This window comes from Pilosibacter sp. NGB245 (assembly GCF_057397225.1).
Genome location: NZ_CM171584.1, coordinates 3098761 through 3124978, shown reverse-complemented (window position 1 = coordinate 3124978; position 26218 = coordinate 3098761). Strand labels below are relative to the sequence as shown.

The following is a 26218-nucleotide window of genomic DNA, read 5'->3' as shown; positions in this document are numbered from 1 at the left end:
AAATGGCAACTGTAACAGGCTATGTGGAAAGAATCAAATACCGCAATGAGGATAACGGTTATTCGGTCTTAAGCGTGGCGGACGGGGGAGAAGAATATATCCTCGTCGGCACATTTCCCTACATCAGCGAGGGAGAGCGGATCGAGGCGACGGGCCGGATGGTGGAACACTCCATCTACGGTGAACAGCTTGCGGTGGAGAGCTATGAGATAAAGGCTCCCGAGGACACACTGGCAATTGAACGGTATCTCGGCTCCGGTGCTATCAAAGGCATCGGAGCTGCTTTAGCTAAAAGGATCGTAAAGAAGTTCAAGGCGGACACCTTCCGGATCATGGAGGAGGAGCCGGAACGTCTCGCTGAGGTCAAGGGCGTCAGCGAGCGCATGGCGATGGAGATCAGCAGCCAGGTGGAGGAAAAACGGGATATGCGTCAGGCGATGGTCTTCCTCCAGCAGTACGGGATTTCCATGAACCTTGCGGTGAAGATCTACCAGCATTACGGTCCGAAGATGTACTCGGTCATCCAGGAAAATCCTTATCAGCTCGCGGATGATATCCAGGGCGTAGGCTTTAAGATCGCGGATGAGATCGCGGCGAAAGTCGGTATCTTTACGGATTCCGATTACCGGATCCGCAGCGGACTCTTCTATGCACTGCTCCAGGCGACGGGAAACGGCCATACATATCTGCCGGAGGAGGAGCTGTTTGCCAACGCATCAGCGCTCTTAAATGTGGAACCGGAGCACATGGAAAAACACCTGGTGGATCTCCAGATGGAGAAGAAGCTGGTGGTGAAGGAGAAGGACGGAAAGCGGATCATTTATCCGGCACAGTTCTACTATATGGAACTCAATACGGCGAGAATGCTGCATGATCTGAATATCCACTCGAAGATCAATGAGGAGGACGTGAAAAAACGGCTCAAAAAGATCACGGAGGCGGAGAAGATCGAGCTGGATGAGCTCCAGGAGCAGGCGGTGATGGAGGCGGTGAGCAATGGTCTCCTTATTATCACCGGAGGACCTGGAACTGGTAAAACAACGACGATCAACACGATCATCCACTATTTTGACCAGGAAGATATGGAGATCCTTCTGGCGGCCCCGACGGGGCGTGCGGCAAAGCGCATGACGGAGGCGACCGGATATGAGGCAAAGACGATCCATCGCCTTCTGGAGCTGACCGGGGCGCCTGTCGCGGATCCGAAAAATAACGGGAATTCCGGAGAAAACCGGCTGGAGGGCATGCATTTTGAGCGGAACGAGGAAAATCCTCTCGACGCGGATGTGATCATCATCGATGAAATGTCCATGGTGGATATCAGCTTGATCCACTCGCTCTTAAAGGCGGTGAATGTAGGAACGAGGCTGATCCTTGTGGGCGATGTAAACCAGCTTCCGAGCGTCGGACCGGGAAATGTTCTGCGGGATATGATCGCGTCTGAGGCGTTCCCTGTCGTAAAACTTACAAAGATCTTCCGCCAGGCGGCCCAGAGTGACATTATTGTCAATGCCCATAAGATCAATGACGGCGAGGTGGTTCCCTTAAATAAGAAGAGCCGTGATTTCCTTTTTATTCGCCGTGACTATCCGGCGGACATCGTGAAGGATATGATGGTCCTTGTACAGGATAAGCTGCCGAACTACGTCCATGCGGAGATGTCGGATATCCAGATCATGACGCCGATGCGGAAAGGTGCTCTCGGAGTGGAGGCATTAAATAAGCAGCTTCAGGAGAAGTTTAACCCGCCTGCGCCGAATAAGCAGGAGAAAGAGTCCGGCGGGACGATCTTCCGTGTGGGCGATAAGGTCATGCAGATCAAGAACAATTATCAGATCGAGTGGGAAGTACGCAACCGCTACGGAATCCCGGTGGATAAGGGTGAAGGCGTTTTCAACGGGGATACGGGGATCATCCGCTCCATCAACAGCTTCGCGGAGACGATGGAGGTAGAGTTTGATGAGCGCCGGATGGTGGAGTACAGCTTTAAGCAGTTGGAGGAGCTGGAGCTTGCCTACGCGATCACGATCCACAAATCCCAGGGAAGCGAATATCCGGCAGTGGTGATCCCGGTCCATTCAGGACCGCGGATGCTGATGACGAGAAATCTGATCTACACGGCGGTTACGAGGGCGAAAGCCTGCGTCTGCCTCGTGGGAATCCCGGAGGTGTTCCAGGCGATGGTGGATAATGAGGTGGAGCAGAAACGGTATTCGGGGCTGAAAGATCGGATTCTGGAGATAACATGAAATTCAATAAAATTCTTGATGTTCTATATCCCCGCCGCTGTCCTGTATGCGGGGATATCACAGGCGGCTTCGGGCGGATGATCTGCCCGGACTGCCTTCGAAAACTTTCGTTTGTAAAATCGCCGGTATGTAAAAAATGCGGAAAAGAAATTGAAGATGAGAGCATGGAGTTCTGTCCGGACTGCATGCGCCATCCGCGTGCCTTTGAGTACGGGATCGCCCTGTTAAATTACGACGAGGCGGCGAGGCATTCCATGGCGCAGATCAAGTACAATAATAAGAGAGAGTATCTGGATTTTTACGGGACAGCCCTGGCGGCACGGTACGGACGGACGATCCGCCGGATGCAGGCGGATGTCCTGGTTCCGGTACCGGTCCATGCCACGAGGAAAAAGACCCGGGGATTCAATCAGGCAGAGATTCTGGCTCGGGTCATCGGAAAGAAGCTGGGGATTCCGGTAATACCGGAAATGCTGGTGAGAAATAAGAAGACACTGCCGCAGAAGGATCTTTCGGCAGCGGAGCGGCTTAAGAACCTTTCCGGTGCCTTTGCGGCGGGGGAGATTCCGGAGGGGATCAGGAGTGTGATCCTTGTGGACGACATTTATACAACGGGCAGTACCATCGAGGCGTGCGCGAGAGCCCTGCGGGCATCGGGGATCAGCCGGATCTATTTCGTTGTGATCTGCATGACCGGGGGCCGATAGGACAGGGAAAAGTGATATGCATACAGGTTATAGAATGAGAGGGGCTGCATAAATATGCAAAAACATATGCATAAACGCTTGCTTTTTGTATAGGCCTGTGGTATAGTGGGTTCCATCGAAAAAGTTGCAAATTCGTATTGGGTTAGAGGAGGAAAATATTATGAAAAAGGCGATTGCATTATGTTTGACCGCTGCAATGGCGGCATCACTTCTTACAGGCTGCGGCAGCAAAACTACAGAGACAACGGCAGCAGCAGAGAATAAGACAGAGACAACAGCAGGTGAGGCTGCGGCAGAAAAGAAAGATGAGGCAGCAGGAGTTGTTAAAGTGATCGAATATGATCTTACAGATGAGCAGTATGCATTCGGCGTGGATAAAGACCAGCCGGAGCTGCTTGAGCAGGTAAATGCATTCATCGCAAAGATCCAGGAGGACGGAACCTTCGATGCGATCTGTGATAAATATTTCAGTGACGGCGAGCCGGCTGCAGTAGAATCTGCAGAGTATGATGCTTCCAAGGATCAGCTTGTGGTTGCGACAAACGCATCCTTTGAGCCGTTTGAGTATGTTGACGGTGACAGCTACAAGGGAATCGATATGGAAATCGCAGCTTTGTTCGCACAGGAGCTTGGCAAGGAGCTTGTAATTGAAAACATGGACTTTGATGCAGTATGCTTATCTGTTGGTCAGCACAAATGCGACATCGCAATGGCCGGCTTAACGATCAACGAGGAGAGAGAAGAATATGTAACTTTCTCCGATCCGTATTATAAAGCATCCCAGAGACTGGTTACACTGGCAGATGATACGGCTTTTGATGACTGTAAGGATGCAGCTTCCGTAGAAGAGGTTCTTAAGGGCTTAAGCGCGAGCGACAAGATTGGCGGACAGCAGGGAACCACAGCACAGTACTTTGTTGAGGGCAGTGATGACTGGGGCTTTGAAGGACTTCCGGCAGAGTGGGTACCGTATAAGAGTGCATCTCTTGCAGTTCAGGATATGATCAACGGCAACGTGAAGTACGTGATCATTGATGCGGCTCCGGCAGAAAGCATCACAAAGGCGATCAACGCAATGCAGTAAAAATATTGGAAACACCGGTCAGAAAAGCGGGGGCAGGATACGGTTCGCTCCCGCTTTTTGACTGTATTGGAACATGGCAGGAAACGCTGTGTTTTTGCTATCTGGAGGTATTATGGGAAACTTCGGGAACAAATGGAACAAGTTTGTACAGATATTTATTGAGAAAAACGGTTACGTCAAAGTTGTGCAGGGTCTGCAGAATACGCTTCTGATCGCGGTAGTCGGCATGATTATCGGTGTTTTGATCGGTACCATCATCGCGACGGTCCGCGTCCTGCCGAAATATAAAACACTTCCGCGGGCGCTGAACGCGGTCTGCAGCTTCTACGTAGGTCTCTTCCGCGGAACCCCGATGGTCGTGCAGCTTCTGATCTTCTACTACGTTATGCTGCCCCTTATGGGGATCAAGCTGCCGGGCGTCCGTGTTGCCATGGTGGTCTTTGGATTGAACAGCGGCGCGTATATTTCCGAGATCATGCGAAGCGGTATCCAGTCCGTTGATCCGGGACAGCTTGAGGCGGGACGTGCAGTCGGTCTTGGCTTTGGTCCGGCGATGATCCGGATCGTGATCCCGCAGGCAGTGAAGAATATTCTTCCGACTCTGGGCAATGAGTTTATTGCCCTGATCAAGGAAACCTCCGTTGTCAGCTTTGTCGGCGCGGCGGATCTTTATGTTGCCTTCAACTATATCGGAAGCAACAGCTACGAGTTCATGGTCCCGTATCTTGTCATGGCGGCGATCTACATCGTTCTCGTGCTGGTGATCTCAATTCTTGTTAAACTGATGGAAAGGAGCCTGAAGAAGAGTGATAGACGTCATTGATCTGAAAAAAACATTTGGTGATCTGGAAGTCCTGAAGGGAATCAATGTGACCATCAATAAAGGTGACATCGTTGTAGTCATTGGCCCGTCCGGCTCCGGAAAAAGTACATTTTTAAGATGCTTAAACTGTATGGAAGATCCGACCTCCGGCAGCATCATTTTTAACGGCGTAGATATCGCCGATATGCGCGTGGACATCAATATCCACCGCCGCCATATGGGCATGGTATTCCAGCACTTCAACCTGTTCAACAATATGACGGTGATAGAGAATATCATGATGGCACCGGTCTATGTGCGCTGTAAAGAGCTAAAGAAGGCAAAGAGAAAAGGAACGCTGGCACCTGATGCGCCGAAGACAAAGGCAGAGATCAAAGCACAGGCGAGAGCGGAAGCTCTGGAGCTGTTACGCCGCATCGGTCTTGAGGATAAAGCAGACGTTTACCCGTCCACTCTTTCCGGCGGACAGAAGCAGCGTGTGGCCATCGTCCGTGCTCTGGCGATGAAGCCGGATGTGATCCTCTTCGATGAACCGACGAGTGCTCTCGATCCGGAGATGGTAGGTGAGGTACTGGATCTCATGAAGGAGCTTGCAAACGAAGGAATGACCATGGTCGTTGTAACCCACGAGATGGGCTTTGCGAGAGAGGTCGCAAACCGCGTGCTGTTTATGGATCAGGGAAAAATTCTCGAAGAAGCTCCACCGGAAGAGTTCTTTGCGCATCCGAAGAATGAGAGAACAAAGGAATTTTTATCAAAGGTATTGTAGATTTCAGAAGGCTTCCTGCTTTCCAATGTGTGGAAACAGGAAGTCTTTTTTTGTGTAATAGGAAATTCTGAGGAATTCCCTATTACACAAAAAAGGCACTAACGTGCCAATGATGCGCACTCGCGCGAAGATGTAGCTTGTCGCAAGCGACCGCGCGAGGCGCGAGAATGTGCCAAGGCACATTCTTTTTTACACACCCGCGCGAAGATGCGGATTGCCGCAGGCTGCTGCGCCTGGCGGGAGAATGTGCCAGAGTATATTTTTGTCTGCACCAGTGGGAGACGCCTGAGTGTGGCAGGATATATCTTTTTTATAAAAAAATCCGTGGAAAGACCGTGTTCTTAAAGGAAATACTTGACGAGCCGAAATTCTTATGGTATGATATTCGGGCGAATGGAAGATATAGGTCTTTTTTTTATGCTCAAAAAACGATAGCAATGAATAGAGAAAAGGCCGCCTTACAAAGAAATTAAACGGAGGTGGAAGTCGTGCGCACTAAGATTACACTGGCATGCACAGAATGCAAGCAGCGCAACTACAACATGACGAAGGATAAGAAGACTCATCCGGACCGCATGGAGACAAAGAAGTACTGCAGATTCTGCAAGAGACATACGATGCACAAAGAAACTAAGTAATCCGGTTTGCAAGAAGGACGTGAATTTATGGGAGAAACGGCAAGTAATGAGAAAGCCCCTAAAACGGACTTTATCAAAGGCTTAAAAGCTGAATTCAATAAGATCATCTGGCCGGATAAAGATACGCTTACAAAAGAGACCGTTGTTGTAGTCGTATCAACAGTAATTCTGGGGATTGTTATCGCAGCCCTTGACCTGATCATCAAATTTGGTCTCAATATTGTACTTGGTTAAGGATGAGGTGAAGATATGTCAGAAGCACAATGGTATGTTGTACACACTTATTCCGGATATGAGAATAAGGTAAAGGTTGACATTGAGAAAACAATCGAAAACAGAGGTCTTCAGGATCAGATCTTAGAGGTCTCCGTCCCGCTGGAAGAAGTCATCGAGCTTAAAAACGGTGCTCAGAAGCAGGTCGAGCGTAAGATGTTCCCGGGCTATGTGCTGATTCATATGATCATGAATGATGACACATGGTACGTTGTGCGGAACACCAGGGGTGTGACCGGATTCGTAGGACCGGGATCCAAGCCGGTGCCGCTTTCAGAAGAAGAGATGATGAGCCTTGGCTTTAAGGCACCGGATGTCGTTGTAGATTTCGCCGTCGGAGATACCGTCGTTGTTACGGCCGGCGCATGGAAGGATACCGTCGGTGTCATTAGAACCGTCAATGAGTCCAAGCAGTCCATTACAATCAACGTCGAGATGTTCGGCCGTGAAACACCGGTGGAACTGAGCTTTTCTGAAATCAAGAAAATGTGACCGTAAACGGACTAAGATCCGGACCGGTCGTCCGTACCTTTTTTAGGAAAACGGACTTTGTGCCCGCGTGGGAGGGAAATCCCCGACATTACCACATTATTTAGGAGGTGCCTAATTATGGCAAAGAAAGTTACAGGTTATATTAAATTACAGATTCCTGCCGGCAAGGCAACACCGGCTCCGCCAGTTGGACCGGCTCTTGGACAGCACGGTGTAAACATCGTACAGTTCACAAAGGAGTTCAACGCTAAAACTGCTGATCAGGGCGATATGATCATCCCGGTTGTTATCACAGTTTACGCTGACAGAAGCTTCAGCTTCATCACAAAGACTCCGCCGGCTGCTGTATTATTAAAGAAGGCTGCAAAGATCAAATCCGGTTCTGCAACACCGAACAAAACAAAGGTAGCTACTCTTACAAGAGCAGAAGTACAGAAGATCGCTGAGCTCAAGATGCCAGACTTAAACGCTGCAAGCATCGAGGCTGCTACAAGCATGATCGCTGGTACTGCTCGTTCCATGGGTATCACCGTAACAGACTGATCGTAAGCAACTGAATGGAGGACGGACCTCCATATACAGCAACAATCACGTGGGAGGGAGGACTCCCGACACTACCACAGGAGGTTTTTTATAATGAAAAGAGGAAAAAGATACGTAGAAGCGGCAAAAGCTATCGACCGCGCTACTCTTTATGATACAGCAGATGCAATCGCATTAGTTAAAAAGTCTGCTGTTGCTAAATTTGATGAAACAATCGAGGCTCACTTAAGAACAGGCTGTGATGGCCGTCATGCTGATCAGCAGATCCGTGGTGCAGTAGTTCTGCCGCACGGAACAGGTAAGACTGTTCGTATCCTTGTATTCGCTAAAGGACCGAAGGCTGATGAGGCTCAGGCTGCAGGCGCTGACTTCGTTGGAGCAGAGGATTTAATCCCGAAGATCCAGAACGAAGGCTGGTTAGATTTCGATGTAGTTGTTGCTACACCGGATATGATGGGCGTTGTTGGACGTCTTGGTCGTGTACTTGGACCGAAGGGCTTAATGCCGAACCCGAAGGCTGGTACCGTAACAATGGACGTTACAAAAGCTATCAAAGAGATCAAAGCTGGTAAAATTGAGTACAGACTCGATAAGACAAACATCATCCACGTGCCAGTAGGTAAGGCTTCTTTCACAGAAGAACAGTTAGCGGACAACTTCCAGACGCTTATGGATGCAATCAACAAAGCTAAACCGAGCACAGTAAAGGGCGCTTACTTAAAGAGCGTTACTCTTACTTCCACAATGGGCCCGGGCGTTAAGTTAAACGTAGCTAAGTTAACAAACTAGTCGATTGTGTCATTTTAACTGTCAGACATTGATCTGGTTCTGCGCTCCAGCGGCGTACAGCCGGATTGACCGTCTGGCAGTATTTTAATGCAAAAAACTAAAAAAGTGATTGACAATCCAAATATATTATGATAAACTATTCGGGTATTGAATGCCGAAGACAGCAGGTGCCGTAAGGCGTAAGGTAAAAACACCTGCCGAGGGACGTACAAAACTCACACAGAATTTTGTAAACCTCTCGGTCTGCGGACAGAGAGGTTTTTCTGATAAGCGAAAAAATGCTGTGACGGCGAATCCAATACTAAATAAAACAGGAGGTAAACCATTCATGGCAAAAGTTGAATTAAAGCAGCCGGTAGTTGCTGAGATCGCTGAAGTCCTCAACGGAGCAAAGTCTGCTGTAGTCGTTGACTACCGTGGATTAACTGTTGAGCAGGATACTGCTCTTCGTAAACAGTTAAGAGAAGCTGGTGTTTCTTATAAAGTATATAAGAACACAATGATCCGCTTCGCTGCAAAGGGAACTGAGTTCGAAGCACTTGAGCCGAATCTTGAAGGACCGACAGCACTTGCTGTTTCTAAAGAAGATGCAACAGCTCCGGCCAGAGTATTAGCTGAGTTCGCAAAGAAAGCTGACAAGCTTGAATTAAAAGGCGGCGTTGTAGAGGGAACCTACTACGATGCAGCAGGTATCGGTGTAATCGCAAGCATCCCGTCCAGAGATGTTCTTCTTGGAAGACTTCTTGGAAGCATGCAGTCCCCGATCACAAACTTCGCTCGTGTTCTCAACCAGATCGCAGAGAAGAACGGCGAGGGTGCAGAAGCTCCGGCAGAGGCTTAATCCTCATCCCGGTCCTGCAGGCGGAAACACGCATCGCGTGATCCCGTCAAAGGCAGCATAGATGCTGTATAAAAGTTGTGAAAAAAACGTGAAATATAAATTATTATGGAGGTAAATTATAATGGCAAAGTTAACAACCGCTGAGTTTATCGAAGCTATCAAGGAATTATCCGTATTAGAGTTAAACGAATTAGTAAAGGCTTGTGAGGAAGAGTTCGGTGTATCCGCAGCAGCAGGCGTAGTAGTTGCAGCAGCAGGCGCTGGCGCAGCAGCAGAGGAAGAGAAGACTGAGTTCGACGTTGAGCTTACAGAAGTAGGCCCGAACAAGGTTAAAGTTATCAAAGTTGTTCGTGAAGTAACAGGTCTTGGCCTCAAGGAAGCTAAGGACGTTGTAGACGGCGCTCCGAAGGTTCTTAAGCAGGGTGCATCCAAAGACGAAGCTAACGACATCAAGACAAAACTTGAGGCTGAAGGCGCTAAGATTACTCTTAAGTAATTTGACGATAAAAGTTCCGGACAGCAGCTATGAGGCAGAATGTGCTTGCATATTGTGACTCAGAGATATTGGACGGATTAACCGCATGAGCAAGAGATCCGCAGGAAGGTGACTTCCTGCGGATTTTTTTGTTTAGCAGGAAGTCACCTTCCTGCTAAACAAAAAGGCACCGCGTATCTAAGCTGCGCACCCGTGCGAAGATGAAGGTTGTCGCAAGAATGTAAAAACTCTGTAAGATTCTGTATTGTAGCTGACTTGAAAAAGTAAATTCCAGTGAAAAAGTAAATTCCACCGCTCTTTTAAAAGTTGCTTATAATCTAGTGATTTTTAAGAAGAAAAGCGGAATCTATGCTATAATACAAGTAATCTATGGCGAAATTTTCTGTTTTTCTGTATGGCAAACAAGCTGCTGGAGGTCGGTGTGCACGACTAAATTCCACCAGCCACATTTGAAAAATGTGAAAAGTTTACTTCCAGTCTGACAGCAGATTTCTTCATGGGTTAGTGGTTATAGCGGATCAGCTTAGGTGTTAAGATGACTTTGTCAGGGTCAATACGCCTAAGCTGAAACGCTTTTAAGACGTCTTCCCCAAAAGCCTCCAGGGCGGCATCATACGGTGTACGCCCATTCAAACTCTCCCGCGGTGTTGAGTTGATGTGGCTGGTGATTAGATTCACATCCCATTGAGTCAGGAATTCAAAGGTAGTTCGTTTCGGCAGTATCATGCGGAGCATGGTGTGTGCCTGTTCAATGCCGCCTTTCTGTCCGCTTCTCATGGGATCACAGTAATAAATGTTGGTTCTCTGGATACCGGTAACACCGGTTTCGAGAGAATCAGGATCACCGAATTCAGCGCCTCTGTCGGTGAGGATATATTCAAACAGAGTCAGGAAATCGAAGGTACCAAAACGCTTTTCTAAACGGTCCAAAACGAGTCGTACAGATCCTTCCGTATTCCGGTTCATGAGGAACGCAAGAAACAGCTTTTCCCTTGTAAAAAAGAAGGTAAGCAGTGTTTTAGAGGAACCAACAGCGGAGTGGACGGTGTCCATCTCTACAAAAGATTCCAGGTGCAACTGTTGAAAATCAGCGTAAGTTCTGCCATTAAAGACACGGCGGTCAGATATCTGTGATTTATGGACTTTTCTGGGTTTAAACTTCACTTTACGTTTCAGATCAACGTTTCTGGCAGTCAGAAGTCCCATATCAAGGTAGTTGTAAACGCTGCGGACGGAAAGATTCAATTCCGGATGGTTTGCAACGATCTGGTAAGGAGACTGGCCCTGATCGATCAGAGGAGTGATGATCTTATCCTTTTTGTGGAGTTCCTGTCTGGTCATAGCGATTCCGGACCTGGAATCCTTGAGACACTCCCGGTATTTCCGATCAGCGAACCTGGCATTGTAGGTATATTTGTGGGCAATCGTACAATGATTGATCTTTTTACTGCATCCATTGCAGACGTAGGGAGCCCGATCAAGTTTGCTGCAGCATTCTTTTTGAAAATCCGGACAGGTCTGGTTACAGGTGGGACAGGAAGCACATTTAACGCCGCAAAGAAGGATCTTATTGCAGGCATTCGTTTTCTTACAACGGAAACGCTTGGTACAGAAGTTCTTCGCATTAAGAAAAGTCCCTTTGTGAAACCAATCGGAGGCTCTTCTGGCCTTCACTTCTTTTGAAATCGTAGTAGGGTCCTTACAGAGAAAGCGGGCAATATCTTTAAAGGATGTACCCTTATCCAGTTCATTCTGGATATAGATACGATCCTCTATGGTGAGATGCTTCTGGTTGCCTGGGATATATTTACTCATAGTCAAACTCCTTCTACTGCTGTCAGAAGGACGATTAAAGTATCATATCAGTATGCATGAGTAAATATCAACTGTGCAAGAGTAAACTCCACCGCCCTTTGGAGAAGTGGAATTTAAATTTTCATTTTAGGATTCTGTATTGTAAGCAATTTGACGGTGGAAAGACCGGCGCTTATGTGTTAAAATGGATAGCATGAAAATGGCAATACCTGCCCATTATACAGGATCAGGCGGGTGAAAAGGAGAAAGAATGATTCAGGAATTAGTAAAGAGATATCCGGTCCTGGATGCCGTAAAGGACCAGATCGAAGAGGCATACAAGATCTTAGAGACATGCTATGAGAACGGCGGAAAACTTCTGCTCGCAGGAAACGGCGGAAGTGCCGCAGATTCTGACCATATCGTCGGTGAGCTGATGAAAGGCTTCGTAAAACGCCGCCCGGTATCTGCGGAACTCGCAGAGGCTTTAAAACAGGCAGACCCGGAACGCGGAGCGGAACTCGCGAAGAAACTCCAGGGCGGACTTCCGGCCATCGCGCTCACAAACCATGCAGCGCTTTCCTCCGCATTCGCAAATGATGTGGACGGGATGCTTTCCTATGCCCAGCAGGTAAACGGCTATGGAAAAGCAGGGGATGTGTTCCTCGGGATCAGTACCTCCGGAAACGCGGAAAATGTGATGTATGCCGCAGTGACCGCAAAGGCGAAGGGAATGAAAGTGATCGGACTCACAGGAAAGACCGGCGGAAAACTTGCAAAGATCGCAGATGTCGCGATCATCGTACCGGAGCAGGAGACTTACAAGATCCAGGAACTCCACCTTCCGATCTACCATGCGCTCTGCCTGATGCTGGAAGACAGATTTTATGCGGAATAGTACCGATATGATAATACGTATCTGCGTAATGTTGAAAAATCCTATGAATGCCTGCGGACGATATCCGGATGTGCGAATGGGCAGACAGCAGGAATCATGCCGGAGAAGAACCGCAACCGGGGGGGAATTATGAAGAGACGGGAATGGGCCTCGTTAATTATTCTGGCGCTGGCGGCGGTGCCCGCGCTCTTAGTTGCGATCGGACAGGTTTATGTGACAGGAGTGGATGGGATCCGGCTTAGAAGACCGGAGACGATCGAACTTCTGGCAGAGATCATTGTGCTGTTTTTCCTATATCTGTTCGCGATATGGAAAATCGATCGGAACCGGCTCAGAGCAGGAGCAGCTCTCCTGATCACAGCCGGATTCCTCTGGATCCATCAGGCGTTCACGGCGATGTTCCTGTCCGGCGCCTATGTTCTGGTCCTTTTGATGTTCGGTGCGCGCCTTCGCAGAGGGATGGACAGAAATCATGTCTGGAGAGAGTATCATGTGATCACCGGACTTGCGGATTTCCTTCTGGGAAGCGGATGTATGATCTTTTTATTCTGTATAGGATCCCTGCTTTTCGGGTGCGGGATCCAGAGCTTCCGTTTACTTACGGTGATCATTGCCGGATTTCTGATCGGTTTCCGGTTTATGGAATTAAGAACGACAGGAGATGGCGGAAAGCCGTGGAAACAGATCCCGAAGGAGACAAAGATCTCTCTGGAAATGTCCGCCTGTATCGCGATCATTCTTGCGATGGTCCTCCTGCAGGCCGGAAGAATGAACATCTGCGCCGATTACGACTCGCTCCATTATGGCCTGCGGAGTGAGTATGTCCTGGATAACGGCGGCGGGATCTATGAAAATCTCGGAATGGTCAACGTGGTATACACGTACTCGAAGGGCCTGGAGACACTGCTTTTACCGATCTCCGGACTGCCGTCCTACGGCTTTTTCCTGAGTTTCCAGATCTGGATGACGCTTGGGACCCTGATCACCGCGGGCCAGATCGTGGAACTTTTTGTCGGAAGAAAGCATGCGGTGGGCTGTATGACGCTGCTCTCCTGCATACCCGGGATCATGAACATGTCCATCACTGCAAAGACAGACTCCATGACGGTATTTATGCAGCTTGTCATGCTTTTGTTTCTGCTGCTTTACATCAGGAGAAAGAAGGACGCTTATCTGGTACTGGCGGTGGATGCCTACCTGATGACACTCGTGTTAAAGCCGACGGCGCTTGTATTTTCCACAGCGGCGGCAGGAACCGCCGGACTTTACATCCTGCTCACAAAACAGCTGAGATTTAAGTTCCGCGGAAGTTTCCTTCCATCCCTTGGCTTTATGATCCCGATGTGGCTTCTCATTTGGTACCGGACATGGCTGCACACGGGACTTCCGCTGACATCCGTGTTCAACTCGATCTGGGCGGCCCTCGGCTTTACCGTGCGGTATCCGTACCGGTTTGAGAGTCTGCCGTCAAACGGCGGGGCACTGATCTCCCTGGCGGGGCTCAAGCACATTTTAAAGAGGATTTACGGCGTTCTCATGGCCCCGGTGGGCGAAGATATGGCGCATGTGCGGATCGCCTGGGGATCGCCGCTGCTCCTGATCTTTCTTCTGATGGTCTGTCTGCCGGTGCTGGCGGATGTGAAGAGATCGGGACGGAAAGAAAAAAGCTCCCTGATCTGCCTGGCGCTGGTCTTTGTGACGAATGGGATCGTGAGTCTCGCGGCGCTTTATCTTTTATGGCAGGTGGATGGAAACTATTTCCTGCTCCTCTATGCACTTTCAGCGATCCTGGCGGTGATCACAGCAGGAAAATTAAAGAGCGGTTTCCTCCGCGGAACGATCTGCAGGATGCTGGTCCCGTTCCTTCTTTTTAATATGACGATCACAGCCGTGAGCAACTGGGGTGGAACGCTGGGACTGACACCGGTGAAAATCTTCCATAAAGGATATTATAATCATATGGAAGAATCCCATGAACTGCTCGTCTCATACGGAAATGAGAAGATCTGGGACGTGCTGGCGGAAAATCCGAGAAACCGCGTCGTCGTATTCGGGGAACAGCCGGAGATGCTGCGCTTCCCGTGCAGCACCCAGAGCTATACGGACATCGAGGGAAGCGGCGGAAACTTCAATCTGTCATCCAGCCCGGAGGCACTGGCAGAGTTCTTTACATTCGCGGGAGTGGATCATATCTATCTCGGAAGCGGATACTTAAAGCCCGGAACGGACGGATTCCGAAATGTGACAGGGCTTTTAAAACAGGGGTATCTCTCAGACCTCCTGTATGAAAATGGAAACGGGCTTGCAGTATTCTCGCCAGAACCGAGAGAACTCTCCGCGGAGGAGAGCGAGGCGCTTCTGGCGGAGTTTACCGAAAAATACTGGCCCGGAGAACAGCAGTAAGGGGATAAGACATGAATTTACAGGAGAAAACCTCAGAGGCGTGGAAGAGGTGGAGCCCGGAGCTTCTGATCTTTGCGCTCCTTCTGGGATTTGGATTTTGGATCAATCGTGGAGTAGAACTGAAGGGACTTTATATGGATGATCTGTACCTCTGGTCCTGTTATGGGGACCAGTCGTTTACAGAGTATGTATTCCCGATGGGCAGCAGCCGGTTCCGCTTCCTGTTTTACCTGGCATCCTGGCTGGAACTTTTCTTTATCGGGGGACATGTGGAATGGATGGTTCCGTTCAACATCATCCTGAACGCGGGGATCGCGTACAGCATTTATCGGATGGCAGTGTCATTCAGTGATGGGAGAAAGATCTTAAGCTTTGCAGCCGGCATTCTCTACCTGTCTTCGAGAATGGCATATTATCAGATCGGACAGTTCTACGGTCTGATGGAAAGCCTGGCACTCTGGGCGGCGCTCGGGATGCTGTGGTTTCTGTACCGGTACGTGAATGAGAAAAAAGCGGGGGCGTTTCTCGCAGCCAACGTTCTATACTTTGTGGTCAGCTTCATTCACGAGCGGTATATGGTGCTCCTGCCGCTTCTTCTCTTAACGGTGCTCCTTGGCTTTGGAAAAGGTCTGGGAACGGAAAATGCGGCCGCGGAACCGGAGAAAAAAAACGAACCGGAGCGCGCGGCAGAGCCGGGACGCAGCCGTGGAAGAGGACAGAGTCGCGGAGCACAGAGTAAGAAAGATGCAGCAGCCCGCGCGGAAGCAGCAGACACAGAAAGCAGTTTCCGCCTGCCAGGGATCCTGCTCATCTTGCTCCCGATCGTGGTATTTGGAGTGATCCAGATGATCCGTCTCCGCACGATCGGAACGCTGTCACCGGCAGGAACCGGCGGAACGGATGTGGCAGATACCTTCCAGCTCACGGATGCGATCAACCAGGCGATCAGCCAGGTGGGATTTGTGTTCGGAAGAAACTCCGGACCGGATTATCTCTGCATTGAGCCGTTTGTGGACAGCCCGGACGGGATCCGGAACCTGATCCTGGCAGCGGAAGCCGTTCTCGGAGCCGGTGTGCTGGCGGCCGTTCTCGGTATGGTGAGAGATCGGGAAGAGATTGTCTGTCATTTAAAGAACACGATCCTGTTTCTTGGATTTATCGCGCTCTGCATTGGCAGCTCCAGCGTGACGATCCGTGTCGAGATGCGTTGGGTCTATGTGGCCTATGCAGCGGCGCTCCTGTTCTTTGCTTATCTGTCCCGTGTGATGGGAAAAGCGGGGATCCTGGTACTTTTATACGGCTGTCTGATATTCCCGGTTGAGACATATTACCGGGACAACTGGGATAACCTGTATTTATGGGCACCGCAGAGCCAGTACAATTCTCTGGAGGAAAAGACATACGGAACATACGGGGACGATATCTTCGACAAAGAGATCTATATCATCGGAAAAGATTTCGAGATCAGTGATTTTAATGCAGAAACATTCCTGAAAGTATACGCAAAAGGAAAAACAAAGGTTCCGAAACTTCAGTTTATCGACAGCGATATGGACCTCAAGGAGATCACGGACAATATGGTGATCCTGTGTGAGGACCCGGAGCACAATGCGTACAACGATGTGACGGAGATCGTGAAGCGGCAGCGATTCGACACGCCGTTCGGAAGCTATGCGGACGGGTGGATCGATGAGAACGCAAAGATCGTTCTGACAAACGGGGAGAGCAGCAAGCTGACCTTGAAATGCTATTACCCCGACAAACTTACAGGCGGCGAGACCTGTAAGATCAAAGTGAACGGACGGCAGATGGATGACCTTGTATTTACGGACAATACGATGTACTACGAAATCCCAGCCGCACCGTATCAGAGATTTACGCTGGAGTTTTCGTGCAACTTTTATGTGAAAGGTGCGCGGGAACACCGCGGGGAAGAAAATCTGGCAATGGTCGTGAAGGTAGTCGACCAGTAAGCAGCCGCGGCAGCAGCTGCGCGATATCCGAGGGAACCGCTTATCTGAAGGTTTCACGAAAAAAGTGCAGCGGCTGCCGGACATGATGATGCATGGCTGTTACGGAGAAAAAAGGAGAATCAGAAAATGAATGGACAGCAGTTGGCTCCCATGACCGTGGGATTTGCCATTGCAGTGGTCCTGATCCTCGTGATCGGATTTTTCCGGAGAAAGAGGAACATGATCGCCCATCTTGCTCCCGTAAAGCGGGAATTAAAGAAGGAAAAGCAATGGCTGCGGCGCGGGGAGTATAATGCGGCAATGGTAAAAGGCCGCCAGAATCTGGAATTGTTCTTAAAGCTTGTGGCAGAGTTTAACGGGATCGAGCTTGATAATTCCGCCCAGGCGATGGCGAATGCCCGGAGCAGTTCAGATGGAAGAGGACAGCGCGAGACTTACCGGATGAACGGAAGAAAGCGCCAGAGAGTCATGACATTCCAGCAATTTGGATGGTGGCTCGATGAGAACGGGTATCTGGACCGTGTCGGAAAGTGGGAATTAAATGAGATCCGCGTGATCGGAAACAAAGCGGTACATGAAAATTATGTTTCCAAGGAAGATGCCTGGAATCAGTATAACTACATGGAAGATCTTCTGCGGATCGTTGCGGACCGCCATGCGAACCGTCATAAAAAACGGGGGCCGGAGATCAAAAAGAGCCAGACAGGACATTATGGGACAAATGTGAGAAAAACATACGGAGCGCAGACGAAAGCACGCGGTCAGAATCAGTCACAGGGACGCGGACAGTCAAAAGGACATAGCCAGAATCAGACTGGACGAAGCCAGTCAAAGAACGGTGGACAGGGAAGGCCGGAACGAGATCAGGCGAAGAGCGGCGAAGGAAAACATGAGCACGTTCAGACGAAAAGCAACCGTCAGGGACAGGCTCAGAGACGCGAAAACGGAAAGCAGTCCAACACAAAGCAGTCCGCCGCTAAGAATGGACAGAATATCAGAACAGGTGGAAATGCAGACCGGGATGTGAAGGAAAATAGAAAAGCGGCAGATCAGCCGATGTCGAAAAAGGTTCCGGAAGAGCGGAAGGTAAAAAATCCACAGAAGAAAGAATCGCAAGTCGAAGCGAACAAACTTCAGCAGAGCAGGATTGTGAAGACCGAAGCGAACAAGCCTCAGCCAGGCAAAGAAGTGAAACCGGAAACAAATAAACATCAGCAGAATGAGAAAGCTGAGGCTGCTGTGAGTATCAAAGTACAGACAGCTGGAAAGTCAGAAGAGAGAAAGCCGCGATCCATCGTGACAGTGCAGCCGGTACAGCCGGTGACCCCAGCGGAAAAGACTGCAGGAAAACCGCTTCCGTTGATGCCGTTGGAGAAAAAAACAGAGGATGTACAGCAGGAGAAGTTAAGCTCTTCCGCAAAGAGACGCCAGAGAAGAAAGCGGGCACAGGCGGCAAGAGAGGCAGCCGGGACGTCTGGAATGAATCGTGAGTCCCGTGAGACTGCAGCACCGCAGACAAAGCCTGTCAGACCGGCAGAATCCCGCCCGGCTCGTCAGGAAGGGAACAGGACAGAACGCAGACCCCGTCAGGCCGCACCGGCGACATCCATGAGGATCGTGACACTCAGCCAGCCGGTGAGCGGACGTACAGCAGCTGATCAGATCAGGAACGAAAGTACAAGATCAGCAGTATCAAAAGCGGATAAACAACCGCAGACGGAAACACAGAAGACACAGAGTGAGAACACGGCGAAACAGGCGGCAAGACGCCGCAGAGCGAGAAGAAGACCGGCAGCGAAGACCGCAGCAGGCGGAGGAGATCATGAAGAATAAGAAAAGTTATATCTACATCGGACTTCCGATCCTTGGGATCCTCTTTTATCTGGCATATTTAAAACGCTCCGCCATCGACATGGTGTATTCCGACTATATCCGGCTGATCAATTCCTATCTGCCGGACGTCTGGAATCCGGATAAGTTCTTTGTTGCGGATCTTCTCACGAGAATTCCGGTAAACTTTTTAGAACGCGGTCTGAATGTGATGATCTTCGGCTACAGCGTTACCGTGGACCGCGTGATGGGCGTTCTCGGATTCGGGCTTTCCGCACTGGTGATCGGCTGGTACAGCAGGAAAAAAGAACTCTGTCCGGTCTGGTATGCGGCTATGATGATCGTCATGTTCAGTCTGAATAAATGGGAGATGCTGTACAACGGAACCGGATGGGCGCATTTCCTGGCATTTGGATTGTTCTTCTGGAATTATGCGCTGCTTGACCGGGTATATGAAAAAGGCTTCAGGAATGCAAAGCGGTCGGAGCTGGTATTGCTCTTTGTGCTGCCTTTCGTGATCACGATCGGGGCAGCAGGTCCGTACTGCGCGATCTATACGGTGACGATCGTACTCGCATATCTTTTTATCTATGTGCGGGATGTCGTGTGTTTAAGACAGACCGGAAAACAGTCAGATCAGAAGAACAGAGCAGAAACAGGAAATGAAGCAAGTTGGAAAAAAGATAACGGAATCATCGCTGTAATATCTCCGAAACGTTCCGGGATCGGAACGGCCCGCATGATCGCCCTGATCGCGGCAGCAGTTATCCCGTTCCTCATCTATCTCTGGAGCAATTCCCAGGCGGTGTATGAGTATTCGGGTGCGGTGAATGTGCCGCTCTTTACGGCTTTCCGACAGGATCCGAAATTTTTTATTAAATTTCTGCTTAAGTCTTTTTCTTCCATGGTTTTTGGAGTAGAATTGATTGACAGGAACTTTGCGGGAATTCCGGGGAAAGTATGGTGTGCGGTCGGTGTGATCGTACTGGTTTCGTACTTCTTCGCACTGTGGATGAATTTTTATTACCGGATCGAGGAAAAGACGATCCTGCCGCTGATGCTTTTGGCGGGCGGCGGCATGAACCATCTGATGGTGCTCGTGAGCAGATATATCTTTATGCCGAACGATAAGTATGGAATGAGCTCCAGATACGCACTGCAGTACCAGATCGGTATCATCGGGATCTTCCTGACGTTTGCCCTGGCGGCAAAGTGCGGATTTTGCAGGAAAAAAGCCACACTGGCCATGCCTGTAAAGACTGTATCTATCGCTCTCGCAGCCATGTTCCTCATTGGAAACGTGATGACGACGACTGAGGAGTTCCGCTTCGGAAAATACCGGAAAGAACATAACCGGGATGAAGTAAAACAGATCTTATTAAATTTTGAAAATGAGTCAGACAACACACTAGAGGATGCGCTGGAATATCACAAACCGGGATGCCGGTCAGCGCTTACGATCCTGAAAGAAAACGGTTGGAATATATGGAGGTAGACCTATGAAAGTAGTTATCCTGGCAGGAGGATTCGGAACAAGGATCAGCGAGGAGAGCCATTTAAAACCAAAGCCAATGATCGAGATCGGTGAGAAGCCGATCCTCTGGCATATCATGAAATATTACTCCCAGTTCGGATACAATGAGTTTATCATCTGCCTGGGATATAAGCAGTATGTGGTAAAGGAATTCTTTGCAGACTATTTCCTTCACACATCCGACGTGACCTTCGATCTCGCAAACAACAGCATGAAGGTCCACAACAATTACTCCGAGCCCTGGAAGGTGACCCTGATCGATACAGGATTAAATACCATGACCGGCGGACGTGTAAAGCGCATCAGAGACTATGTCGGAAATGAGCCGTTCATGCTGACCTACGGTGACGGCCTTGCGAATATCGACCTGAAAGCGCTCGAAGAGTTCCACAGAAGCCACGGAAAGATCGCAACGATCACAGCCGTCAATATCGGACAGCGTTTCGGCGTCCTTGACCTCGAGGAGAACGGAAAGATCAATTCCTTCCGCGAGAAGAATGATGACGACGGAAGTCTGATCAACGGCGGATACATGGTCATGAACCCGGGCGTATTCGACTACATCGAGGGCGATTCCACCGTATTCGAGCAGGAACCGTTAAGAAATCTTGCAAAGGACGGCGAGCTTATGGCATACCGCCATGAGGGATTCTGGAAGTGCATGGATACCCAGCGTGAGAAACAGCAGTTAGAGGCGATGTGGCAGTCCGGAAACGCGCCCTGGAAGATCTGGGAATAAGGAAATAAAGATCCGTAATTGGAGAAGATGAGATGAACTTAAAAGAAGTTTTTGACTTTTATAAAGGAAAAAATGTCCTGGTGACGGGACACACCGGTTTTAAGGGAACATGGCTTTCCAGGATCCTGGTAAATGCCGGAGCAAACGTCACAGGATATTCTTTAAATCCGCCGACAGATCCGGCGTTATTTGACATGGCCGGTCTTGATGGAAAGATGAATTCCGTCATCGGGGACATCCGGGACCTCGTCCATTTAAAACAGGTATTTGAGGAGACAAAGCCGGAGATCGTCCTGCATCTGGCTGCACAGCCGATCGTAAGGGATTCCTACAAGGATCCGGTCTACACCTATGAGACGAATGTCATGGGCACTGTCAATATTTTAGAGTGCGTCCGCCTGAACCCGTGTGTAAAGTCATTCCTGAACGTGACGACGGATAAGGTGTATGAGAACAGGGAGTGGGAGTACGGCTACCGCGAGGTGGACCGCCTGGACGGCTATGATCCGTATTCCAACAGCAAATCGTGCTCCGAGCTTGTGACACACAGCTATAAAAAGTCCTTCTTTGCGGACGGACACTGTGCGATCTCGACCTGCCGTGCCGGAAACGTGATCGGCGGAGGAGACTTTGCGAATGACCGGATCGTTCCGGACTGTGTCCGCGCAGCGATGGCGAAGAAGCCGATCATCGTCCGCAATCCGCATTCCACCCGCCCGTATCAGCATGTTTTAGAGCCGTTAGCGGCATATCTGATGGTCGCAAAGGCACAGTATGAGGACGGGAAATATGCCGGTTACTACAACGTGGGACCGGATGACAAGGACTGTGTGACGACCGGTGAGCTTGTGGACATGTTCTGCAATGCCTGGGGAAACGGACTTTCCTGGGAGAATAAGAGCGACGGAGGTCCCCATGAGGCGAACTTCTTAAAGCTCGACTGTTCGAAGTTAAAGACTACATTCGGCTGGCACCCGCGTTACGGCGTGAAGGAAGCGATCGGACTCACGGTGGAGTGGTGCCAGGAGTATGAGAAGAACGGCGATGTTGTCGCTGTGATGGACAGACAGATCGCGGAGATGTTTCAGTAGAGGAATAGACAGGAAAGGAAAAATTATGTTTGAGAATAAGACAGAAGCAGAGGCAAGAAAAGAGATCCTTGACCTCGTAGCTGAATATGCCGATAAATTCCATAACCAGAAAAAGGAGTTCCATGAGGGAGACCGCATCCCGTATGCGTCCCGCGTGTACGACAGCAAAGAGATGGTAAACCTTGTGGACAGTTCCCTGGAGTTCTGGCTCACATCCGGACGCTACACGGATGAGTTCGAGAAGAAGCTTGCGGAGTACCTCCATGTGCGCTACTGTGCTCTTGTAAACTCTGGCTCTTCCGCAAACCTGGTAGCATTCATGACCCTGACCTCCCCGCTGCTCGGCGACCGCCGCGTAAAGCGCGGAGACGAGATCATCACTGTTGCGGCAGGTTTCCCGACGACCGTTACCCCGGCGATCCAGTACGGCGCTGTTCCGGTCTTCGTTGACGTGACGATCCCGCAGTACAACATCGATGTTACAAAGCTCGAGGAAGCACTTTCCGAGAAGACAAAGGCAGTCATGATTGCCCATACACTCGGAAATCCGTTCGACCTTGCGGCAGTCAAAGCGTTCTGCGAGAAGCACAACTTATGGCTCATCGAGGACAACTGTGATGCACTGGGATCCAGATATACGATCAACGGCGAGGAGAAATTCACCGGAACGGTCGGCGATATCGGAACTTCCAGCTTCTACCCGCCGCACCACATGACGATGGGCGAGGGCGGAGCTGTCTATACGGACAACCCGCTGTTAAATAAGATCATCCGCTCTTTCCGCGACTGGGGCCGCGATTGCGTCTGCCCGTCCGGACATGACAATATGTGCGGACATCGTTTCGACAGACAGTACGGAGAACTTCCACTCGGCTATGACCACAAATATGTATACTCCCATTTCGGCTATAACCTGAAAGCGACAGACCTTCAGGCAGCGATCGGCTGCGCGCAGATCGAGAAATTCCCGACCTTCGTGGAGCGCAGAAGACACAACTTTGACCGTCTGAGAGCCGCTCTTGCGGAGACGGAAGACCGCCTGATCCTCCCGGTTCCGGCCGAGAACTCCAGACCGAGCTGGTTTGGTTTCCTGATCACATGCAAGAAGGGAACAGACCGGAATAAACTCGTCCAGTACATCGAGAGCAAAGGCATCCAAACGAGAATGCTGTTCGCCGGAAACCTGATCAAACATCCGTGCTTCGATGAAATGAGAGCGGAGAAAAAGGGCTACCGAGTTGTCGGCACACTCGAAAATACCGACCGGATCATGAGCGATACCTTCTGGGTAGGCGTTTATCCGGGAATGACAGACGAAAAGATCGACTATATGGCGAAAGTGATCAAAGAGGGGCTGTTACAGTGAGTGAAGAAAAATCCTTTGACCTGACGAAAGTCCATGAGGTCAATTTAAAACTTTTAAAGGAGATCGACCGGATCTGCAGAAAGTATAAGATCAAATATGCCCTGGACTCCGGTACACTCCTTGGCGCAGTCCGCCACGGCGGATTTATCCCGTGGGATGACGATGTGGATGTCATGTTCACGAGAAAGAACTATGAGATGTTCGCGAAGGTCGTAAGACGGGAACTGCCGGAGGACATGTCCTTCGTGGAGCCGAATGAATACCATGGAGGAAAGGCATTCTACGACTTTATCTCCCGAGTGACGTACAACAAGAGCCAGAAATTCGAGGACTCCGGAAAGATGGAGTTTTATGACGACAAGATCAGCCGCCTGAATGTGGATTTGTTCATCGTGGACGGACTCCCGGCAGGAAAGCTCGCAAAGAAGCTCACAAAGCTCTCCCACTGCGTTCTCTACGGATTCGCCCTGGGACACCGCTATGAGATCGATTACAGCGACTATAAGGGCGTTATGAAGCTCTTTGTGGCGGTCCTTGCCAATATCGGAAAGCTGATCCCATTCCCGGTGATCTGGAAGCTCTGGAATGCTCTGTGCTGCTTTGACAGCAGAAAAGAGCGCCCGCTGTATTTCTACACGGGCTATGCGCCAAACTGGTTCTATGTGGAAATGAAGCGCGAGTGGGACGACGAGGTTGTCGAGATGCCGTTTGAGGACACGAAGTTCTATGTGCCGTCCGGCTGGGACGAACTTCTGACACAGCTCTACGGCGATTACATGAAACTTCCGCCGAAGGAAAAACAGATTCCGGAACATTCCGATATGGAGATCAAGATTTATGACTAAACTGCTTTCGGTCGTTGTATCGGTATACAACGAGGAGCTGGCGCTTCGTGAATTTTATGCGGAGACGGGGAAGATCTTAAAAACGCTGCCGGCGGACTGGGACTACGAGTTCCTGTTCGTGAACGACGGCAGCAGGGATCAGTCCCTTTCGATCCTCCGGGAGTTCGCGGCGTCGGACGAAAAAGTGAAGATCGTCAACTTTTCCAGGAACTTCGGGCATGAGGCAGCGATGATCGCGGGACTGGACTATGCGGGCGGTGACGGTATCGTCTGCATGGACGCGGACCTGCAGCATCCGCCGGAATGCCTGCCGGAGATCGTGGAAAAGTTTGATGAGGGATACGAAGTGATCAGCATGGTGCGCACGAAAAATAAGACGGCGGGTTTTGTAAAGAACTTTACATCCGCAGCGTTCTACAAGCTGATCAACCACCTCTCAGACGTGAAGTTTGAGGCCAATGCCTCAGACTTTTTCGCAGTGAGCAAAAATGCGGCGGAGGTCCTCCGGAACAACTACCGGGAGAAGGTCCGCTTCCTGCGCGGCTATGTGCAGAGCATCGGATTCGAGAAGACGACGATCGAGTACGAGGCGAGACCGCGGTTTGCGGGGGAGAGCAAGTACAGCATCAAAAGTCTGTTTAAATTTTCCATCAACACGATCCTCTGTTTTTCGGACCTGCCGTTAAAACTCGGGATCTATTCCGGTGTGATTACGGCGCTTTTCGGCCTGATCATGGTGATCTATACGGTCTATACCTGGGAACTGTACGGGGCGCCGAACGGATATGCGACGATCGTTGTCCTGATCTCGTTCATGTTTTCCGTGCTGTTTGTGATCGTCGGGATCATCGGTGAGTATATCGCGATCCTGTTTGCTGAGATCAAGGACCGGCCGGTCTATATCGTGAGAGATACTGCTAATTTCGGGAAAAAACGAAAACAGGATACGGTTGGACAGGAACTTCAGTGAAAAAAGGAGATTTTCTCGGCCTGACAGGCGAAAAAGCCCCGGAAACACTGGAAAAACATTACAAAATCATGAATAATTTGTGTAAATTTGAGAAAAGGACTTCAAAAATAAAAAGGAATCGTATATAATACGTGAGTATGCCGATTTCCCGGGGGATTCTGTACAGCAGGATGAGAGACCCCGTTGAATTCAGAGGAGGAATTTTATTATGAAATTATTAAAGAGAATGGCTGTGCTGTCTTTAGTAGTTCTTGCCCTTGGCGGATGTACAAAGAGCAGCATTTCAACAGATGCACCGGTGTCCGGAAGTGAAGAGATCGATCCGGCAAAGACAGAGGCAGATGACGACGATGAGACACTGCCGAGAGACCAGAATTTCCTTGTAGAGGACGAGACAGTCGAGACAACAATGTACGACTGGGAGCAGGCACAGAGCGAGTGCGACGGACTGTTCAACGATACAACTGCATTCCCGCAGTCTGTAAAGATGGAGTTCACTTATGATGAGTCCGCTTTAAATATCGGTCTCACATGGACAGTTAAGAACGATACAACAAACGATGACGCGATGGATTACGCCGTAACTATGGTAAAACAGTTCAACGACATCATCGCAGCACAGAGCATGGATCTCGAGAACTCCAGCGCTGATTCCTTCGGAACACTCTGGAACCAGTTCTCCCTTGACGTGAAAGTCGTTACTGAGGGAGGAAAGACACTCGTAGATAAGAGCTACAAAGCCGGCGAGAAGATCGATCTCAAGAGCAGTGAGTCCGCAGCAGCAGGTCCGGAGGACGTTGCCGACGATTCACCGAAGAAGCTTGACGAGACAAAGGCTGCAAAATAATTGACCAAATAATTGAAATAATTACGAAAAGGTAATCAATTTAGGATCAGAAGACGGCGGAATGTTTTCTCACAAAGTCGGGGAAAACATTCTGCCATTTTTTATTTACACGAACAACGAGCCAAGGTCCGCGCTTGCGCGAGACTTTGGCGACTGTCGCGATAATAAGGGGAAATTCGCGAAGCGTGTTTTCGCTTGTTTAAGACATGAAAAAATGACAAAGC

The 26218-nt window shown here is 49.8% G+C and carries 24 protein-coding genes and 1 other annotated feature; of the genes, 23 read left to right on the top strand and 1 reads right to left on the bottom strand.

Annotated features, from left to right (window positions below; translation table 11 throughout):
* Window positions 1-2: 2 nt before the first annotated feature.
* The 12 genes from recD2 (at window position 3) to rplL (ending at window position 9704) form a co-directional block, all read left to right on the top strand.
* Window positions 3-2249, top strand: a complete 2247-nt coding sequence (gene recD2, locus ACXMYH_RS13910) for an SF1B family DNA helicase RecD2 (RefSeq protein ID WP_329751286.1) — start codon at window positions 3-5, stop codon at window positions 2247-2249.
* Window positions 2246-2956 carry a ComF family protein gene (locus tag ACXMYH_RS13905; RefSeq protein ID WP_486555109.1) on the top strand — a complete coding sequence of 237 codons (711 nt, stop codon included), beginning with the start codon at window positions 2246-2248 and terminating at the stop codon, window positions 2954-2956. The genes recD2 and ACXMYH_RS13905 overlap by 4 nt, the downstream gene beginning before the upstream one ends.
* 160 nt (window positions 2957-3116) lie before the next feature.
* Complete coding sequence (locus ACXMYH_RS13900) at window positions 3117-4040, top strand: ABC transporter substrate-binding protein (RefSeq protein WP_486555108.1); 924 nt, start codon at window positions 3117-3119, stop codon at window positions 4038-4040.
* Window positions 4041-4152: 112 nt separating this feature from the next.
* The gene (locus tag ACXMYH_RS13895) at window positions 4153-4863 is read left to right on the top strand and encodes an amino acid ABC transporter permease (RefSeq protein WP_021904616.1); all 711 of its coding nucleotides are present in this window, start codon (window positions 4153-4155) and stop codon (window positions 4861-4863) included.
* Window positions 4847-5632, top strand: coding sequence for an amino acid ABC transporter ATP-binding protein (locus ACXMYH_RS13890; RefSeq protein WP_486555107.1), 786 nt, complete (start codon window positions 4847-4849; stop codon window positions 5630-5632). The genes ACXMYH_RS13895 and ACXMYH_RS13890 overlap by 17 nt, the downstream gene beginning before the upstream one ends.
* 488 nt (window positions 5633-6120) lie before the next feature.
* Window positions 6121-6270, top strand: a complete 150-nt coding sequence (gene rpmG / locus ACXMYH_RS13885) for a 50S ribosomal protein L33 (RefSeq protein ID WP_008726232.1) — start codon at window positions 6121-6123, stop codon at window positions 6268-6270.
* Window positions 6271-6297: 27 nt separating this feature from the next.
* Window positions 6298-6504: a preprotein translocase subunit SecE gene (secE, locus tag ACXMYH_RS13880; protein ID WP_015553095.1), complete on the top strand. Its 207-nt coding sequence runs from the start codon at window positions 6298-6300 to the stop codon at window positions 6502-6504.
* Window positions 6505-6519: 15 nt separating this feature from the next.
* Window positions 6520-7035, top strand: coding sequence for a transcription termination/antitermination protein NusG (gene nusG, locus ACXMYH_RS13875; RefSeq protein ID WP_015553096.1), 516 nt, complete (start codon window positions 6520-6522; stop codon window positions 7033-7035).
* 117 nt (window positions 7036-7152) lie between these two features.
* Entirely contained in the window at window positions 7153-7578 is a 426-nt protein-coding gene (gene rplK, locus ACXMYH_RS13870; protein WP_015553097.1) for a 50S ribosomal protein L11, read from the top strand.
* A 93-nt stretch (window positions 7579-7671) separates the two neighbouring features.
* Window positions 7672-8367, top strand: coding sequence for a 50S ribosomal protein L1 (rplA, locus tag ACXMYH_RS13865; protein WP_015553098.1), 696 nt, complete (start codon window positions 7672-7674; stop codon window positions 8365-8367).
* A 136-nt stretch (window positions 8368-8503) separates the two neighbouring features.
* Window positions 8504-8641, top strand: a sequence feature (ribosomal protein L10 leader region).
* Window positions 8642-8695: 54 nt separating this feature from the next.
* Window positions 8696-9208 carry a 50S ribosomal protein L10 gene (rplJ, locus tag ACXMYH_RS13860; RefSeq protein ID WP_118531042.1) on the top strand — a complete coding sequence of 171 codons (513 nt, stop codon included), beginning with the start codon at window positions 8696-8698 and terminating at the stop codon, window positions 9206-9208.
* Between the two features lie 121 nt (window positions 9209-9329).
* Window positions 9330-9704, top strand: a complete 375-nt coding sequence (rplL, locus tag ACXMYH_RS13855) for a 50S ribosomal protein L7/L12 (protein WP_015553100.1) — start codon at window positions 9330-9332, stop codon at window positions 9702-9704.
* Between the two features lie 501 nt (window positions 9705-10205).
* Here the strand turns inward: rplL and ACXMYH_RS13850 are convergent.
* Window positions 10206-11519, bottom strand: a complete 1314-nt coding sequence (locus tag ACXMYH_RS13850) for an IS30 family transposase (RefSeq protein WP_486555106.1) — start codon at window positions 11517-11519, stop codon at window positions 10206-10208.
* Window positions 11520-11769: 250 nt separating this feature from the next.
* Between ACXMYH_RS13850 and ACXMYH_RS13845 the strand changes: the two genes are divergently transcribed.
* The 11 genes from ACXMYH_RS13845 (at window position 11770) to ACXMYH_RS13795 (ending at window position 25994) form a co-directional block, all read left to right on the top strand.
* Complete coding sequence (locus ACXMYH_RS13845; RefSeq protein ID WP_215702624.1) at window positions 11770-12396, top strand: D-sedoheptulose-7-phosphate isomerase; 627 nt, start codon at window positions 11770-11772, stop codon at window positions 12394-12396.
* Between the two features lie 129 nt (window positions 12397-12525).
* On the top strand, window positions 12526-14799 hold the full coding sequence (locus ACXMYH_RS13840) for a hypothetical protein (protein WP_486555105.1): 2274 nt from the start codon (window positions 12526-12528) through the stop codon (window positions 14797-14799).
* Between the two features lie 11 nt (window positions 14800-14810).
* Entirely contained in the window at window positions 14811-16772 is a 1962-nt protein-coding gene (locus tag ACXMYH_RS13835) for a hypothetical protein (protein ID WP_486555104.1), read from the top strand.
* 126 nt (window positions 16773-16898) lie between these two features.
* Window positions 16899-18605 carry a hypothetical protein gene (locus ACXMYH_RS13830; protein WP_118531034.1) on the top strand — a complete coding sequence of 569 codons (1707 nt, stop codon included), beginning with the start codon at window positions 16899-16901 and terminating at the stop codon, window positions 18603-18605.
* Entirely contained in the window at window positions 18595-20097 is a 1503-nt protein-coding gene (locus tag ACXMYH_RS13825; protein WP_118531032.1) for a hypothetical protein, read from the top strand. Before ACXMYH_RS13830 ends, ACXMYH_RS13825 begins: the two co-directional genes overlap by 11 nt.
* Window positions 20098-20101: 4 nt before the next feature.
* Window positions 20102-20875 (top strand): glucose-1-phosphate cytidylyltransferase, encoded by a 774-nt coding sequence (rfbF, locus tag ACXMYH_RS13820; RefSeq protein WP_118297222.1) that lies wholly within the window; start codon window positions 20102-20104, stop codon window positions 20873-20875.
* A 32-nt stretch (window positions 20876-20907) separates the two neighbouring features.
* Window positions 20908-21966 carry a CDP-glucose 4,6-dehydratase gene (gene rfbG, locus ACXMYH_RS13815; RefSeq protein WP_118322004.1) on the top strand — a complete coding sequence of 353 codons (1059 nt, stop codon included), beginning with the start codon at window positions 20908-20910 and terminating at the stop codon, window positions 21964-21966.
* A 25-nt stretch (window positions 21967-21991) separates the two neighbouring features.
* Window positions 21992-23332: a lipopolysaccharide biosynthesis protein RfbH gene (gene rfbH / locus ACXMYH_RS13810; RefSeq protein WP_118297220.1), complete on the top strand. Its 1341-nt coding sequence runs from the start codon at window positions 21992-21994 to the stop codon at window positions 23330-23332.
* Window positions 23329-24177: a LicD family protein gene (locus ACXMYH_RS13805; RefSeq protein ID WP_329751277.1), complete on the top strand. Its 849-nt coding sequence runs from the start codon at window positions 23329-23331 to the stop codon at window positions 24175-24177. Before rfbH ends, ACXMYH_RS13805 begins: the two co-directional genes overlap by 4 nt.
* The gene (locus ACXMYH_RS13800; RefSeq protein WP_118531026.1) at window positions 24170-25147 is read left to right on the top strand and encodes a glycosyltransferase family 2 protein; all 978 of its coding nucleotides are present in this window, start codon (window positions 24170-24172) and stop codon (window positions 25145-25147) included. The genes ACXMYH_RS13805 and ACXMYH_RS13800 overlap by 8 nt, the downstream gene beginning before the upstream one ends.
* A 208-nt stretch (window positions 25148-25355) precedes the next feature.
* The gene (locus ACXMYH_RS13795; protein WP_118297217.1) at window positions 25356-25994 is read left to right on the top strand and encodes a hypothetical protein; all 639 of its coding nucleotides are present in this window, start codon (window positions 25356-25358) and stop codon (window positions 25992-25994) included.
* The last annotated feature ends 224 nt before the right edge of the window (window positions 25995-26218 follow it).